The 12,892-nt window shown below is 63.7% G+C and carries 14 protein-coding genes; 6 read left to right on the top strand and 8 right to left on the bottom strand.

The features are described from left to right. Nucleotides 1–14: 14 nt before the first annotated feature. The 4 genes from ABZ195_RS00200 to ABZ195_RS00185 are packed head-to-tail and all read right to left on the bottom strand — an operon-like array spanning nt 15 to nt 3,338. A complete protein-coding gene (locus ABZ195_RS00200; RefSeq protein WP_355213763.1) occupies nt 15–761 on the bottom strand; it encodes an ABC transporter ATP-binding protein in 747 nt (248 codons plus the stop codon). Further along, nucleotides 758–1,552: a glutamine amidotransferase gene (locus ABZ195_RS00195; RefSeq protein ID WP_355213762.1), complete on the bottom strand. Its 795-nt coding sequence runs from the start codon at nt 1,550–1,552 to the stop codon at nt 758–760. Before ABZ195_RS00195 ends, ABZ195_RS00200 begins: the two co-directional genes overlap by 4 nt. A gap of 60 nt (nt 1,553–1,612) precedes the next feature. Then, entirely contained in the window at nt 1,613–2,305 is a 693-nt protein-coding gene (locus tag ABZ195_RS00190) for a M24 family metallopeptidase (RefSeq protein ID WP_355213761.1), read from the bottom strand. 34 nt (nt 2,306–2,339) lie between these two features. Then, entirely contained in the window at nt 2,340–3,338 is a 999-nt protein-coding gene (locus ABZ195_RS00185; RefSeq protein ID WP_355213760.1) for an ABC transporter substrate-binding protein, read from the bottom strand. Between the two features lie 168 nt (nt 3,339–3,506). Between ABZ195_RS00185 and ABZ195_RS00180 the strand changes: the two genes are divergently transcribed. After that, nucleotides 3,507–4,535, top strand: a complete 1,029-nt coding sequence (locus tag ABZ195_RS00180) for a LacI family DNA-binding transcriptional regulator (protein WP_355213759.1) — start codon at nt 3,507–3,509, stop codon at nt 4,533–4,535. Continuing rightward, complete coding sequence (locus ABZ195_RS00175; RefSeq protein ID WP_355213758.1) at nt 4,525–5,658, top strand: M20/M25/M40 family metallo-hydrolase; 1,134 nt, start codon at nt 4,525–4,527, stop codon at nt 5,656–5,658. The genes ABZ195_RS00180 and ABZ195_RS00175 overlap by 11 nt, the downstream gene beginning before the upstream one ends. 62 nt (nt 5,659–5,720) lie before the next feature. Here the strand turns inward: ABZ195_RS00175 and ABZ195_RS00170 are convergent, their stop codons facing one another. Beyond that, nucleotides 5,721–6,140: a LysR substrate-binding domain-containing protein gene (locus ABZ195_RS00170; RefSeq protein ID WP_355214878.1), complete on the bottom strand. Its 420-nt coding sequence runs from the start codon at nt 6,138–6,140 to the stop codon at nt 5,721–5,723. Between the two features lie 7 nt (nt 6,141–6,147). On the opposite strand from ABZ195_RS00170, the gene ABZ195_RS00165 reads away from it, so the two are divergent. Both ABZ195_RS00165 and ABZ195_RS00160 read left to right on the top strand, forming a co-directional pair. After that, nucleotides 6,148–6,630: a DUF6640 family protein gene (locus tag ABZ195_RS00165; RefSeq protein ID WP_355213757.1), complete on the top strand. Its 483-nt coding sequence runs from the start codon at nt 6,148–6,150 to the stop codon at nt 6,628–6,630. A 6-nt stretch (nt 6,631–6,636) separates the two neighbouring features. Further along, nucleotides 6,637–6,924: a hypothetical protein gene (locus ABZ195_RS00160; protein WP_355213756.1), complete on the top strand. Its 288-nt coding sequence runs from the start codon at nt 6,637–6,639 to the stop codon at nt 6,922–6,924. Nucleotides 6,925–6,937: 13 nt separating this feature from the next. Here the strand turns inward: ABZ195_RS00160 and ABZ195_RS00155 are convergent, their stop codons facing one another. Both ABZ195_RS00155 and ABZ195_RS00150 read right to left on the bottom strand, forming a co-directional pair. After that, nucleotides 6,938–7,885: an AsnC family transcriptional regulator gene (locus ABZ195_RS00155; RefSeq protein ID WP_355213755.1), complete on the bottom strand. Its 948-nt coding sequence runs from the start codon at nt 7,883–7,885 to the stop codon at nt 6,938–6,940. A gap of 88 nt (nt 7,886–7,973) precedes the next feature. Continuing rightward, on the bottom strand, nt 7,974–8,672 hold the full coding sequence (locus ABZ195_RS00150; protein ID WP_355213754.1) for an alpha/beta fold hydrolase: 699 nt from the start codon (nt 8,670–8,672) through the stop codon (nt 7,974–7,976). Between the two features lie 377 nt (nt 8,673–9,049). Between ABZ195_RS00150 and ABZ195_RS00145 the strand changes: the two genes are divergently transcribed. Then, a complete protein-coding gene (locus tag ABZ195_RS00145) occupies nt 9,050–11,233 on the top strand; it encodes a bifunctional diguanylate cyclase/phosphodiesterase (protein WP_355213753.1) in 2,184 nt (727 codons plus the stop codon). A gap of 155 nt (nt 11,234–11,388) precedes the next feature. On the opposite strand, the gene ABZ195_RS00140 is transcribed toward ABZ195_RS00145, so the two are convergent. Further along, nucleotides 11,389–11,823 carry a MarR family winged helix-turn-helix transcriptional regulator gene (locus ABZ195_RS00140; RefSeq protein ID WP_355213752.1) on the bottom strand — a complete coding sequence of 145 codons (435 nt, stop codon included), beginning with the start codon at nt 11,821–11,823 and terminating at the stop codon, nt 11,389–11,391. 62 nt (nt 11,824–11,885) lie between these two features. Between ABZ195_RS00140 and ABZ195_RS00135 the strand changes: the two genes are divergently transcribed. Then, complete coding sequence (locus ABZ195_RS00135) at nt 11,886–12,890, top strand: amidohydrolase family protein (RefSeq protein ID WP_355213751.1); 1,005 nt, start codon at nt 11,886–11,888, stop codon at nt 12,888–12,890. Nucleotides 12,891–12,892 lie beyond the last annotated feature (2 nt).

Genomic DNA, 12,892 nt, shown 5'->3' with positions numbered 1-12,892 from the left:
CATCGTGTGCGCTCCTATGCTGCCCGGCCGTAGATGAGGTCCAGGAGACGACCCTTGAGGCGGGTGTAGGGGATCTCTGCGGTGAGGTGGACGTCGCGCGGACGTCGGAGGTCGACGGTGACCAGTTCCTGGACGCGGCCGGGGCGAGGCGACATGACGATCACCCGATCGGAGAGGAACAGCGCTTCGTCGATGTCGTGAGTGACGAACAGGATGGTCTTCTCCTGCTCGCGCCAGACGTCGAGTAGCCACTGCTGCATCAGTAACCGAGTGTGGCTGTCAAGCGCCCCGAAGGGTTCGTCGAGCAGCATGACGGGGTGGTCGAGGGCGAGTGTTCGCATGACTGCGACCCGTTGGCGCATACCGCCGGAGAGTGCGTGCGGATAGTGGTCGAGGTAGTCGCCTAGGCCATATCGCGCGGCCATGTCTGCCGCGCGTTGACGCTCTTGATTGGTCGCACGCCCCCGAAGATCAGCCCCCAGAACGATGTTGTCGAGGACGGTTCGCCAGGGCAGGAGCAGATCCTTCTGCAGCATGTATCCGACGTGCCCGGTCTGGCCGGTGATCGGTGTGCCGTCCAACGTCACCGAACCCGTAGTGGGTTTGAGAAGTCCAGAGACGATGTTGAAGATGGTGGATTTGCCACACCCCGAGGGGCCGACGATCGACACGAATTCACCGGAGGCGACCTCGACGTCGACTGGTGCCAGCGCTTCGATCCTTCCGAAGCTCTGGGACACCCCGCTCAACACGAGGCTCATCGCGCTAGCGCCTCGCCGGTGAGCGACGTAGCCGCCGGCTCGACGAACCCCTCGGCCAACCACGTTGCGGTCTGACCCCACAGCTGGCCGAATCCGTCCCACTGGGTGAAGCCCGCCGGCGCCCAGTGAGGACCGATGTCACTGGCGAAGGCGGCGCACCGGCCGCGACCGTAGGCACCGACCGTGAGAAGTGGTTGTCCGTTGACTTGGACGAGGACTTCGGAAGCCGACCGTGCACGAAGACGCTGAAACCCCAGCAATGCTGGCCACGCGGCGGGCAGACCCGCGGTACAGGGGTGCTCGGCGCCAATCTTCTGTGGAATGACCCCTTCGGGGCATTCTTCGCGGTCGTCGCCGTCTTCCATCAACACGGGCAACGCCTCGGCCAACGGCGAATTCTTGTAGTTGGCCTTGGCTTCGATTCCCTGGAAACTCAGGTAACCGCCCACCATCATCAGCGCGCCACCACCCCTGACCCAGTCACGCAAGGACCGCAGTCGGTTCGGGCGGGGTTGACTGCCGATGAAGACGTCGTTGGGGAGCAACAGGGTATTGGCCCCGATGTCGCTCAGCACGACGACGTCGTACTGAGCGAGCTCCTCGACTGAGCCGGGAAATGACTGCGCTGCCTGGTGATTGGGCATGAAGGTGGTCGAGTGACCCGTGTTCTCCAGCGCTGCCTTGAAGTCGTGGACGCCCTCCTGGTAGGCCACGGTGGTGAAGGAATCGAAGCCCTTCGTGTGGATCGAGGTGGTGGTCCATGATTCGCCGGCGATCAAGACGTGTGCCATCGGATTCGTCGCTTCCTTGTGTAAGTGTGAATGTGGTCGAGGTCGGTGCGTCGACGACTGTCAGCGGATGACGGTGCATACCTCGGTGCCGAACCAGATGACGTCCTCGACCTTGACTCCGAAACTGTGATTGCCGATGAAGGGCTCCACAGCCCAGCCACCCCACATGGGTGTCGTGTTGTGCCGGTCGATGTATCCCATTGTGTAGGAGACATTTTGGCCAATGGAATGGCCGATGTTTCCGAGCCGGTCCATGGCGTTCCATCCCGTGTCGGCGACCAGGTCGTGAAAGGCGCCCCAGAGTTCGTTTGCCGGCATTCCCGGGTAGGCGGCGGCCAGCACCGTGTCGTGAATGGACTGGATGTGGTCCTTGGCTTCGACGTAGTCGGGTTGGTCGCCCACGACGAAGGTCCGGGTGCAGTCTCCCCACCATCCGTCGACCACCGGGTGGACGTCGATGTATCCGCAGTCGATGTTCCACAGCATGCGATCGCTCGGCATCTCGGTGGGGAAGCACTTCAGGCTCCCGGCGCCGAATCCGACGTTGACCATCGTCCACAAGCCCGTGGAGCCTCCGGCGCGCAGGGTCTCCTCTGCCCACCGGGCCAGGTCCTTCTCGGTCATGCCCGGCCACACTGCGTTCGCCGCCGCCTCCGCGACGTCACGGGCGAGGAGCTGTGCGGTGACCAGCCCCTGGGGAGGTTGCGCGGTGAGTCCCGGGGGCATCGTCCGCGAGGTGGTGTCATCGATCATTTGAGTCCCTTCCTCCGGTTCTGATGCGGACGCTCTACTTCGGCAGGTAGTCGTTGGTCCAGTAAGAGTTGGGGGCGCCCGTCGACTTGACCAGGCCCTGGTCGACTGCGGCCTTCAACAGACCCTCCCACTGCTGGTCGCTCTGAACCAGCGGAGGCTGCTGAGGCTTGAGGATTCCGACCGTCGTGTTCCACGCATCGGTGACGAAGCCCATGTCGGAGCTGGGATACATCTTCTTGAAGATTTCGAGTGCGGCGGTGGGGTTTTCGACGGCATCGTTGAGACCGTGAATGGACGCTGCCATGAAGGCGCGGGCTTGATCTGGGTTCTTCTTGAGCCAGTCGGTGTTTCCGGCCACGACGAAGATCGGAGTATTGGGAGCGCCGTGGTCGCGGGCCGGCATGAAGAAGGGGTCGAAGCCACCCGTGGATCGGATCTCCGATGATTCCGCGTTCGTGACTCCGGTGATGACGTCGACCTTGTCCTGAAGAAGCAACGGGACGGTGTCATCGGCAGCCGTGACGAGTTTGACGTCGGACAGCTTGAGGCCGACCGAGTTCAGCATTAGCGACAGCTGCGCCTTTGACCAGGCGTCGTTGTAGATGCCAACCGTCTTCCCCTTGACTTGGGCGAGATCGAAGGGCGCCTTCGCGATGAGGCCCCAGTTGTTGCTACCGCCGTAGGAACCGGTAGCGACCACGGGCGCGTCCTGATCGCGGGCGAAGAGGACGTCGAGAGTCGTCGTGAATGCCATGTCCGCCTGGGCCGTGCCCAGGAACTTCATGGTGTCGGCGACGGTCGGCGGTGGAGTAATCGTTACGTCCAGGCCGGCGTCCTTGTAGTAGCCCTTGTCCTTGGCGACGAGGAAAGGAGTCCAAAAGGCATCCGCAACAGGCCATTCCATGATCATGTTGATCTTGGTCAGCCCGTCTGCGGTTTGGCGATCCGCGTCATCGCTGCCGCACGCACTCGACGCGCCCACAGTTGCGAAAGCGAGAAGCGCAGCGGTGGCGGTTCGCAGGCGACGTCTCATCAGCGGTCTCCTTCAGATGTAATCGATTACTCATCGGCTAGGGTTTGAGATAACACCACATCGCCAAACATCGCAAGAGCTATGCGTTTCGCACATGTAAACGATTTCACGAAAGTGGACGAGCGTGTTAGAAATGAACGGCTTCGGTTGTCGACTCGAGGGGGTGTGGTGCGTCCTACGATCAAGCAGGTCGCCGAGCTGGCCGGTGTGTCCACGGCCACGGTTTCGCGCGCCTTGGCGGGCGCGACGAATGTCTCCCCGGCGTTGACGTCTCGCATCGAGAGCGCCGTCGCCGAACTCGGCTACTCGGGCAACGTCATCGCCAGCTCGCTGCGCCGCAATCGAACCGACACCATCGGCATGATCGTTCCCGACATCTCCAACCCGTTCTTCACCGCGCTCATCCAACACGTGGATTACGCGCTGGCTCAGCGCGGTTGGCAGATGTTGCTGTGCGATGCGCAGTCCGATGTCGGCATTGAGGCTCGGCGTCTGGATTCGTTGGTGACGCGGAGGGTCGACGGCATCATCATCAGCCCCACTCATGAGACCGACAGTGCGTCCGCCGTGCGGTCGGCGTCAGCTCGCACACCGGTGGTGCAGGTCGACAGACGTGCCCGAGACACGGACACCGACTGGGTCGGGATCGACGACGACTTCGCCCAGTCGTTGATCGTCACGCATCTACGCGAACTCGGCATGCGAAGCGCAGCGTTCGTCAGCTCGGAGCTGACGAACTCGTCGACCGAGCTGCGCCGTGCCGGATTCCTCAAACACGCTGATAAGCAGAGAATTACGGTGCGCCCCGAGTGGATCGAATTGGGCGATTACACCGTGCAATGGGGGCAAGTTGCCGGTCGACGAATTCTCAGCGGGGAGTCGCTCCCCGGTGCCATCGTGTGCGCCGACGACCTGATTGCGCTCGGCGTTCTGCAAGCGTGCAGGGAGATGTCCGTCGCAGTGCCCGAAGACGTCGTGGTCATCGGATTCGACGACATTCCCTTCGCCGCCCTGAGCACTCCGCCGCTGACCACCATCGCCCAACCACTCGCCGCGATGGCAGCGGAAGGCGTCCGGCTGCTCGCACAGGCCATCGATGGCGCAACTGGACGCAAGCTGACGAGCACCTCGCTGGGCTCCGAGCTCGTCGTGCGAGAGTCATCGGTGTCCGCATGCGTCGGACCGGGTGTTCGATGATCCCGTCGGTGATGGTGTCCCTGCGCACCCCCGAAAGGACGTCATGGATCATCAGGGCCTGTTGATCGATCTGGTCTCGATCGACACCACTTCAAGGGTCGCCGCGGCGCAGCGACGAGTGATGGACATCTGCATTTCAGAAGTCCGGCGCACTCGTCCCGCGCTCCACGTTCACGGCGACCTCGACGGCGCACATCCATGGGTATTGCTGACCAATGACGCTCACCCACAGGCCAGTCGACTGCTGTTCGCGTGCCACGTCGACACCGTCCCAATCGGCGTGTCCTCCGACTGGCAATTCGACCCCCTTGCGGGCGACGTCGCGGACGGCCACATCCTCGGTAGGGGTTCAGTAGACATGAAGGCCGGCCTCGTTGCCGCCCTGGCGACCCTGGCGGACACCAGCGACGACACGCCGCTTGCGTTGTTGCTCACCAGCGACGAGGAAGTAGGTTCACTTGGGGCCGAACGCGCCGTCCCCGCACTATCCGAGCACCGATTCGGTGCGGTGATCATTCCGGAAGCCACATCCAACGCAGTCCACCTCGGCCACCGCGGTGCATTCTGGTTGCAGATCATGACTCGCGGCGTGGCCGCTCACGGCAGCACACCGCACCTCGGCGTCAACGCCATTCACAAGCTGCTCGACGTACTCCAGCGCGCACGGACAGAGCTGCCGACGGTCTTCCATCCGCATTTGCGTCATTCGACGTGGAACCTCGGACAGCTGAACGGCGGAGCGGTTCCGAACGTCGTCCCGGCTGCTGCCAGTGCCGTAATCGATCACCGGACCGTCGGAGACCAAGAGCAGCTGTTGCACTGGTGGGGCTCGCAGCCGGAGATCGACGAGCTTCATACCCTGATCGACTTACCGGCGGTTTGGACACCGGCCGAAACCCCATGGCTGGAGACACTTCCCGCCGCTGTGTCCGATGAGGCGGTGACCTATTTCACCGACGGTTGCTACATCGCGCAGGCACTACCTGGTGTCCCGATCGTGGTGTGGGGCCCCGGGCACCCGACCGCCATGCACGCCATCGACGAACGCGTCGCGATCTCCGACCTCGAGCTCGCGATTCAGCACTTCAAATCCGTGGCTCACTCATGGGACCACGACTCTTGACCGAGTCGAGATCCGTCGCTTGGCCACAGGCGCAACCACGTCCCGTCGCGTCCACCGCAGCCCTACGGATAGTCGCTCGACGCGAGCAGCGCCTGATGGACCGCTTCGACCGCGGGCCGCTGCGGCGTACTCGGTCGAGCGAGCACGAGGACCCGGGTCAGCGATGCGTCCCTCGACGATCGGCGCGGTAGGAAGGCTACGCCGAGGCCACCACGAACCAGATCGAGGGCGGCCACGGTGTCTGCCACCTCGATGCCGACATCGCGCCCGACGCCAGCCTGCGCGAAGAGCTCGTCGGCATGCACCCGGTTGGGCCACCCCGGCGGAAAGTCGACGAACGGCAACGCGGAGAGGTCGGTGAACGTCACCGGCCCCTCCGGAATGGGGCGGTGTGGCCAAGACGCCACGGATGGGGACGCAGACGTCGGAAAACGCCATTCACGGGCTATTGGCTGGTCACCGTCACCCCTCGCGCCGACCATCATGCGCGTGACCCACATCAGCGTTGGCAAGACCCTGTTGACCCTGACCTCGACCTGGTCGGCGGTGGGCAGTTACCTATTCGACTGGAACGACACCCACATCCACAATCCCGAATGGACGCCGCACGCCAAGTTTCACAACGCCCAGTCGATGAGCATGGGTGTGTTTCTGGGAGCGCCAGCACTGTGGGCATTGTGGGGACGCGGACCGTGGGATGCGCGAGCGTTGACCGCAGCCGCGATCGGTGCCTCGGGCTACTGGATCACGCAGCTGTCCGCCACGTTGTATCCCGGTACCGCGCTGTTCGACTACCGACGCAAACCCCTTGGTACGAGCGGCAATGCCTTCGTCGAGGACGACTCCTCCGAGGCGCCGTCGGGAGCGCCCCCACGTCTGTGTGGCCCGCAACCGGTGGTGTCCGGCGCGGCGTTGGCGCTCAACCTGGTCGCGTTCGTCGTGGAACGTCGACGGCTGCACGGCAGGGTGTGAGCGTCCATGACGATCACTTACACGCCAGCCCGATCGATTGCGCTGCGGCGTATTTCGGCAGCCGTGGGCGGGCTCGCCGTCGTTGCCGCTGTCACGGTGTCGACGTGGGTCGACTCACCGGCACCGACGGTTCACATCGACGCTCACCAGAAGTTCGAGGTGGTCACCGTCACCGCGAATACGCCACCCTCGTCGCCCGCGACGGTCACCGAGACCGACAAACCCCGTCAACTCCACACGCCGCGAGCTACACCTCAGGTCCGAGCGAATCGGACCGTCATGGTCCCGCCCTGACATAGGACGGCACTCACAGCCGCTTGAGGGTCCGGATCACCGGGGCCGTCTCCACGGCTTGTAGTGAGGGAAGTGCTGCCACCTCGGTAGTGAGGTACTCGAAGAGTGCACGCGCGTCGCGGCAGACGACGTTGGCGTAGACGTTGGTAGTGCCGGTCGTCGCAGCTGCGAAGGCGACTTCAGCGTGGCTGGCGAGGTCACGGCCCGCCTGCACCAACGCCTTCGGGCTGATCGTCAGCCATAGGATCGTCTGACTCTCGAAGCCGAGTCGGCGGTAGTCGAGGTCGACGTCGAAGTACAGCACGCCGGCGCGCCGCAGCTCGGCGAGGCGCCGGCGCAGCGTGGTCGCCGCGATCCCGGATGCTGCAGACAGGTCGGCGAGTTCGACTCTCCCGTCGTCTCGGAGCAGATGGAGTATGCGGGTGTCGAGGTCGTCGAGGTGGATCTGGTCGGGATGACCGGTTTCGACTGGCCGCAACTGGGCGACCTGGTCCTCGGATAGCGAATGAATGACGCCGTCGGTACCTCCGAAGAACATGTGCAGCATGCAGTTCGCCGTGACGTCGAGGACGTCGCGAGTCCGCGGAAGTTGCTCCAAGAGCAGCGACGGGCTGTCGCCGTGGGCGGGGCCACGGACCACTGCGACGATCTCCGTGCCCCCGGATGTCAGCTTCACCCAGGAGGTTTCGGGGCGACGGGCCAGCGCCTCGCCGACCGCGATGGCGACGTTCGGGCTGCACCGAACCCGCACGAACCACGACGTCTCACCGATGCTGTGCGGGTTGGTTCGACCCACGACGCGGATGACGTTTCGCGAACGCAATGACGCGTAGCGCCTGGCGACCGTTTGGTCAGATACGCCGAGCACCTTGGCGATCGTGCTGAAGGACGCCCGACCGTCGATGTGGAGCGCTTCGATGAGCTCGCGATCCAACTCGTCGACGAACTCGGATCGCGCCACGGAAAGACCTCCACACGTCACTCGCCGCCAAAGTTACCGATGCCGCCCATTCTCTTCTAGGGGATCTCTGGTCGATCAGATCCGTGGGTCAGCTCGAGGTGGCGAGGAGGGCGGCCAGCAGCTCGTCGGGTCGGCCCAGAGCGGCCAGGTGCCCCCCGGGCACGGGGTGTACCTCGAGGTTCAATCGGTCTGCAGCGACGCGTTGCTGAAACTCGAAGGGAAACATGCGATCAGACCGAGCGGCCAGTACTCGGGTGGCGATGTCGGGCCAGGCGTCCGGGGGCCACGAGTCGGCGAAGGGGGTCTGGGACTGGAGTGGTTCGCCGGCGCGGAATGCTTCGTCGACCACGTGCTGCGGGACGTCGTTGAACATGTCGTCGACGGGATCGACGCCGTCATGTGGCGGGCGCCCCTCCTCGCGCGCGAGGCCTTGGGCTGCAGCGGGCTGACCGGTGTTGGAGAACCACTCACCGACGCGTTCACCGGGGCGGGGAATCATGGCATTGAGAAGGACCAACTCGCGGGCGCCAAGTTCGAGGGCGACGCTGGGAGCGACGAAGCCCCCCATCGACTGCCCGAGCACGATCACCGACTGGTTGGACCTGGCTTGCGCGCGAAGGGCTTGGTCGACTGCAGCGTCGACGTAGTCGCTGACATATGCGTGATCGTCGCTTGCCGGAAGTTCGACCGCCACCGCGGTGTGTCCGTGCTGGGTGAGCAAAGGGACCAGGCGGTGCCAGTACCACGCGCTACCCCCGGCACCTGGAACCAGAACGTAGAGGCTCATCACGCCAAACTAGCGCGGAGGCTGGACCAGCGTGGCCACAGGGAGCGACCACGTCCGCCCATCGTGTCCGGCGTCGCACTGACCACGTGCCTCCGGCCACGACGCTCGGTGGGTCAGCGTTGCTGAATCCTGGCAAGGAAGCGGCGACGACCCCGGGCGGCGATGGTTTGACATCACGCTTCGATGAATCGAAGATATGGCCAATGACTGCTTGCCGGATACTTGTATCAAGATCTGGCAAAGTTCTGACAGGTGCAGTCGTTGCCCTCGTTCTGTTTGCTTGCTGGCTCCGGGGCGAGTGGGGCGGACCCGAGGCCACTGCCGCGGCAAGAGACTGTGGTGCGCTGTTCTTCAGCGCGTTTGCGTTCAGTTGCACGATGAGCGCCGCCCGCTCCTTCAACGGCCGTCGACGACTGGCCTGGTCGATGACGGCGGCCGGCGTAGCGTGCTGGGTCTTCGGCGATCTGGTCTGGGCGTACTACCGAATCGTGCAGGGCGCGAATCCTCCGTTTCCCTCGATCGCCGACGCTGCGTTTCTGCTGTTACCGGTCGCGGTGTGCGTGTCGTGGATCGTGAACACTTCCGGTCCGCGCCTGGTGAGTGGCATCCGCCCACTCCTGGACGGTCTGATCGTGGCGTCATCGGTCTTCGTCGTGTCCTGGGTGGCGGCTCTTCGGACACTGCCCTTCACCAGTGGACCAGGTGGAATCCAGCTACTTACGGCGCTGCTGTACCCGGTCGCGGACGTCATCCTGCTGACGATGGCAATCATCATCACCGCAACCCTGCCAGCAGCCCACCGTCTTGCGACGGGCCTGTTCACCGCAGGGCTGACCGTGATTGCCATCAGCGACACGCTGGGCGCGTTCTTCAGCATTCACGGCGGGCGGATCGGCAACGGCCTAGTCATCGGATGGTCGACGGGCATCGTGTTGATAGGCGCAGCTGCGTTGGCTGCCACGTCCGCACCGGCCCTGCAGACACCGGGTCATCCAGGTCGAACGTCCAAGTTCCCCTTCTGGCTGCCGTACGTGCCGACCGCGGTCGCCACAGTCGTCGGCGTGGTGTTCTTGTGGTCGGGACACACTGATCATCCGATGCTGGTTGCTGGGTTCCTGATGATCGTCGTCACCCTCATTCGCCAATTCATGGTGCTCTTGGACAATCGCCGACTCACCGCCACGATCGCCGAGCAAGCTCTGCGGGACCCGTTGACCGGTTTGGCCAACAGGTTGTTGTTCACCGACCGGCTCGGCCACGCGATGCAACTGTGGGAACGGGACCGCAGTTCGCTTGCGATCCTGTCGCTGGACCTCGACGACTTCAAGCTCGTCAACGACAACCTCGGCCACCCCCAGGGCGACGCGCTGCTCAAGCTGGTCGCCGAACGGCTGCGCAGCGTCGTGCCCGCGGAGAACACCTTGGCGCGGCTGGGCGGTGACGAATTCGCGGTGCTGGTGGAGGGCGATCCGTGTCCTCGAGACATCGCCCAACGCGTCGTGGAAGCCTTCGACAAGCCCTTCTTCCTCGGTGGGGAGGAGGTGTACATCCACCCGAGCGTCGGTCTGGCAATCGCCACCTCGTCTGCCGGCGACGATCAGCCGATCTCCGCGGATGAGCTGTTCCATCGCGCCGACCTGGCCATGTACACCGCCAAACGCGCCGGCGTTGGCGGTGTTCAGTGCTTCACCAACGACATGCGCCACGTCGAAGTCGCCGAATTACGCACGGCGCTCGGCAAGGAGAGTCGACGTCGCGACACTCCGTTGGCTGGCATCGCCTTACTAGGTCAGCTGCGCCGCGCCATCGACGACGACGCACTCTCCCTGGTGTACCAACCCAAGATCAGTCTTTCGTCGGCAGCGATCGTGGGCGTCGAGGCACTCATTCGATGGCCGCACCCCGAGCATGGCTTGTTGACACCCAATCAGTTCTTACCGTTGGTGCGGCGCAACGGTCTAATGGGTGCTGTCACCGATCTCGTCATCGACCGCGCCGTCAGTGACGCCACCTCGTGGTACGACCCGGTGGACTGTGCGATCCCGGTAGCCATCAACTTGTTTGCGCCCTCCCTCGGTGACCTCTCGTTCCCCGAGCGAATCGGTGCCGCGCTGGACCGCGCTAGTCTCCCTGCGCACGCTCTATCGGTGGAGATCACCGAACATCTGCTATTGGGCAACGTCTCCCGGGCGAGCACGGTGATCCAGCGGTTGCGTGCCATCGGGCTGGGAATCGCCATCGACGATTTCGGCAGCGGATATTCGACCATGAGTTACCTACGTGACTTGCACGTCGACGAACTCAAGCTCGACCGACAGTTCATCGCCCCGATCGTGCGCAGCGAACGCGCCGCAGCCATCGTCCGATCGGTCATCGACCTCGCGCACACTCTCGGCATCGTCTGCGTCGCCGAAGGCGTCGAGGACCGCGCCACCGCCATCCAGCTTGCAGACGACGGGTGCGACGTCGCCCAAGGTCACTACTTCGCTCGGCCGATGACCGCACCGAGCCTGCGAGAAGCCCTCCACGACAACAGATGGGCCGTGCTTCCCGCGACGTAATAGGCACGCCCTCGACTGAGGTGTCCCTGTCTGAAGTACCCCGCGCCTGTGATCCACGTGGTTCTGAATCGACCGCGCGCGACGTCGTCGTCGAAACAATAGTTCGACGTCTCGCGCTAAGGGCTGCGCCGCCCACGTAGGGTGCGCCGACCGGTCTAGTCGTCCGTGCCTCCACAGAGGATTTCGAGGCTCTCCAACAGGATTCGAACCTGGCCAGGGGGCAGCAAGCGGAGTCGCTGAGCCAGACCAGGCCGAATACGCGCGCCGACGTCATTAGTGGTCTGAATACCGTCGTCGGTCAACGTGATTCGAGATCGGCGCGAGTCCACCAGATCGATCTGGCGAGTCACCAGCCCCGAGTCGACGAGCTTGGACAGTGCCCTACTGACAATCGATGGATTGAGACCGAGATCGCTGACGAGAGCGCCTGGAGTGTCGACGCCCAGTTTCACCGTGCGCAGCACCAGAAAGTCCACCAGTTCCAGATGCGCGGTCGCTGCGATGTGAACGCGGGCGTCCGCCACCACCAATTTGTTGAGTCGGTAGAGCGCATCGAGAAGCTGCAGCTCGGGAGCGTCGATGTCGACCATGGCAAAAACGTAACAGAAGATGATTATTGACAAATATCAACTATTGCGAGTTGAGTATTGCCATGACCGATGACAGCACCCCGATCCCCGGACGTGTCGACTTTCACCACCACTTCATGCCGACCACCATGCTCACCTCCGGACTGTTCGGCTCTACGGCCGGCTGGAGATTCCGCGAGGACCGGGGAGATTGGACCCCTCAGGTCAGCGTGGACGTCATGGACGAGCTGCAGATCGACACTGCGATCCTGTCCATTCCCAACGACATCGAATCCCGGCTCCCGGAGAACACGCGTCGTCACGTCGCCCGCGAGTTGAACACGCTGACCCGCCAGGCCGTCGACGACTACCCAGGAAGGTTCGGTCTCTTTGCGCATCTTCCCACCCCGACGGATCTAGATGCCGCACTCGAAGAGCTGACCTACGCCTTGGATGTGTTGGGGGCGGACGGAATCACCCTGACCAACGTGTACGGCGTCGGCGAAGAGGCCCGATCCCTGGGCGACCCGATCTTCGAACCGCTGTGGGCCGAACTCGACCGTCGACGCGCGCTGGTGTTCCTGCACGGTGAGCAGACACCCGGTAGAAATCGCGCCCCGAGCAAGTACTTGCCCACCCCGGTCAGCGAAACCCCGAACGAAACCTACAAGGGCGCAGCTGATTTGGTGACCAGTGGGCGCAAGCGACAGTTTCCGAACGTGCGAATCATCCTCTCCCACTCTGGCGGTAGTACGCCAGTTCTCGCGGCTCGCGTCGCCGCGTTGGGCGCGTTCCATCTCGATTGCAACCTGAGCGCGGACGAAATCATCGCCGACTTCCGCTCCTTCTACTACGAGACCGCCCTGTCAGGGTTCGAGACCAACCTGGAGGCGCTCGAGAGTTTCGTCGAGCCGGAACACATTCTGTTCGGCACCGACTTCCCTGCCGCCAACCCGAAGACCATCCGTTGGTTCACGCACAACGTGGACGTCTACTTCGAAGATCGGCCAGACATGCGAGCGCGAGTGATGCACGACAACGCCTACGGCCTCCTACCGCGGCTGACCGCCGGAACTCCGGCGCGGTAGAG

It is taken from the genome of Mycobacterium sp. NPDC006124 (assembly GCF_040614235.1).
GTDB lineage: Bacteria > Actinomycetota > Actinomycetes > Mycobacteriales > Mycobacteriaceae > Mycobacterium.
This window is presented reverse-complemented; position numbering and strand designations above follow the sequence as displayed.

Excerpts from the sequence above, each read along its gene's own strand:
- ABZ195_RS00200 (WP_355213763.1), bottom strand. The coding sequence starts at position 761 with ATGAGCCTCGTGTTGAGCGGGGTGTCCCAGAGCTTCGGAAGGATCGAA.
- ABZ195_RS00195 (WP_355213762.1), bottom strand. The coding sequence starts at position 1,552 with ATGGCACACGTCTTGATCGCCGGCGAATCATGGACCACCACCTCGATC.
- ABZ195_RS00190 (WP_355213761.1), bottom strand. The coding sequence starts at position 2,305 with ATGATCGATGACACCACCTCGCGGACGATGCCCCCGGGACTCACCGCG.
- ABZ195_RS00185 (WP_355213760.1), bottom strand. The coding sequence starts at position 3,338 with ATGAGACGTCGCCTGCGAACCGCCACCGCTGCGCTTCTCGCTTTCGCA.
- ABZ195_RS00170 (WP_355214878.1), bottom strand. The coding sequence starts at position 6,140 with ATGGTCGGCGCGAGGGGTGACGGTGACCAGCCAATAGCCCGTGAATGG.
- ABZ195_RS00160 (WP_355213756.1), top strand. The coding sequence starts at position 6,637 with ATGACGATCACTTACACGCCAGCCCGATCGATTGCGCTGCGGCGTATT.
- ABZ195_RS00150 (WP_355213754.1), bottom strand. The coding sequence starts at position 8,672 with ATGAGCCTCTACGTTCTGGTTCCAGGTGCCGGGGGTAGCGCGTGGTAC.
- ABZ195_RS00145 (WP_355213753.1), top strand. The coding sequence starts at position 9,050 with ATGAGCGCCGCCCGCTCCTTCAACGGCCGTCGACGACTGGCCTGGTCG.
- ABZ195_RS00140 (WP_355213752.1), bottom strand. The coding sequence starts at position 11,823 with ATGGTCGACATCGACGCTCCCGAGCTGCAGCTTCTCGATGCGCTCTAC.
- ABZ195_RS00135 (WP_355213751.1), top strand. The coding sequence starts at position 11,886 with ATGACCGATGACAGCACCCCGATCCCCGGACGTGTCGACTTTCACCAC.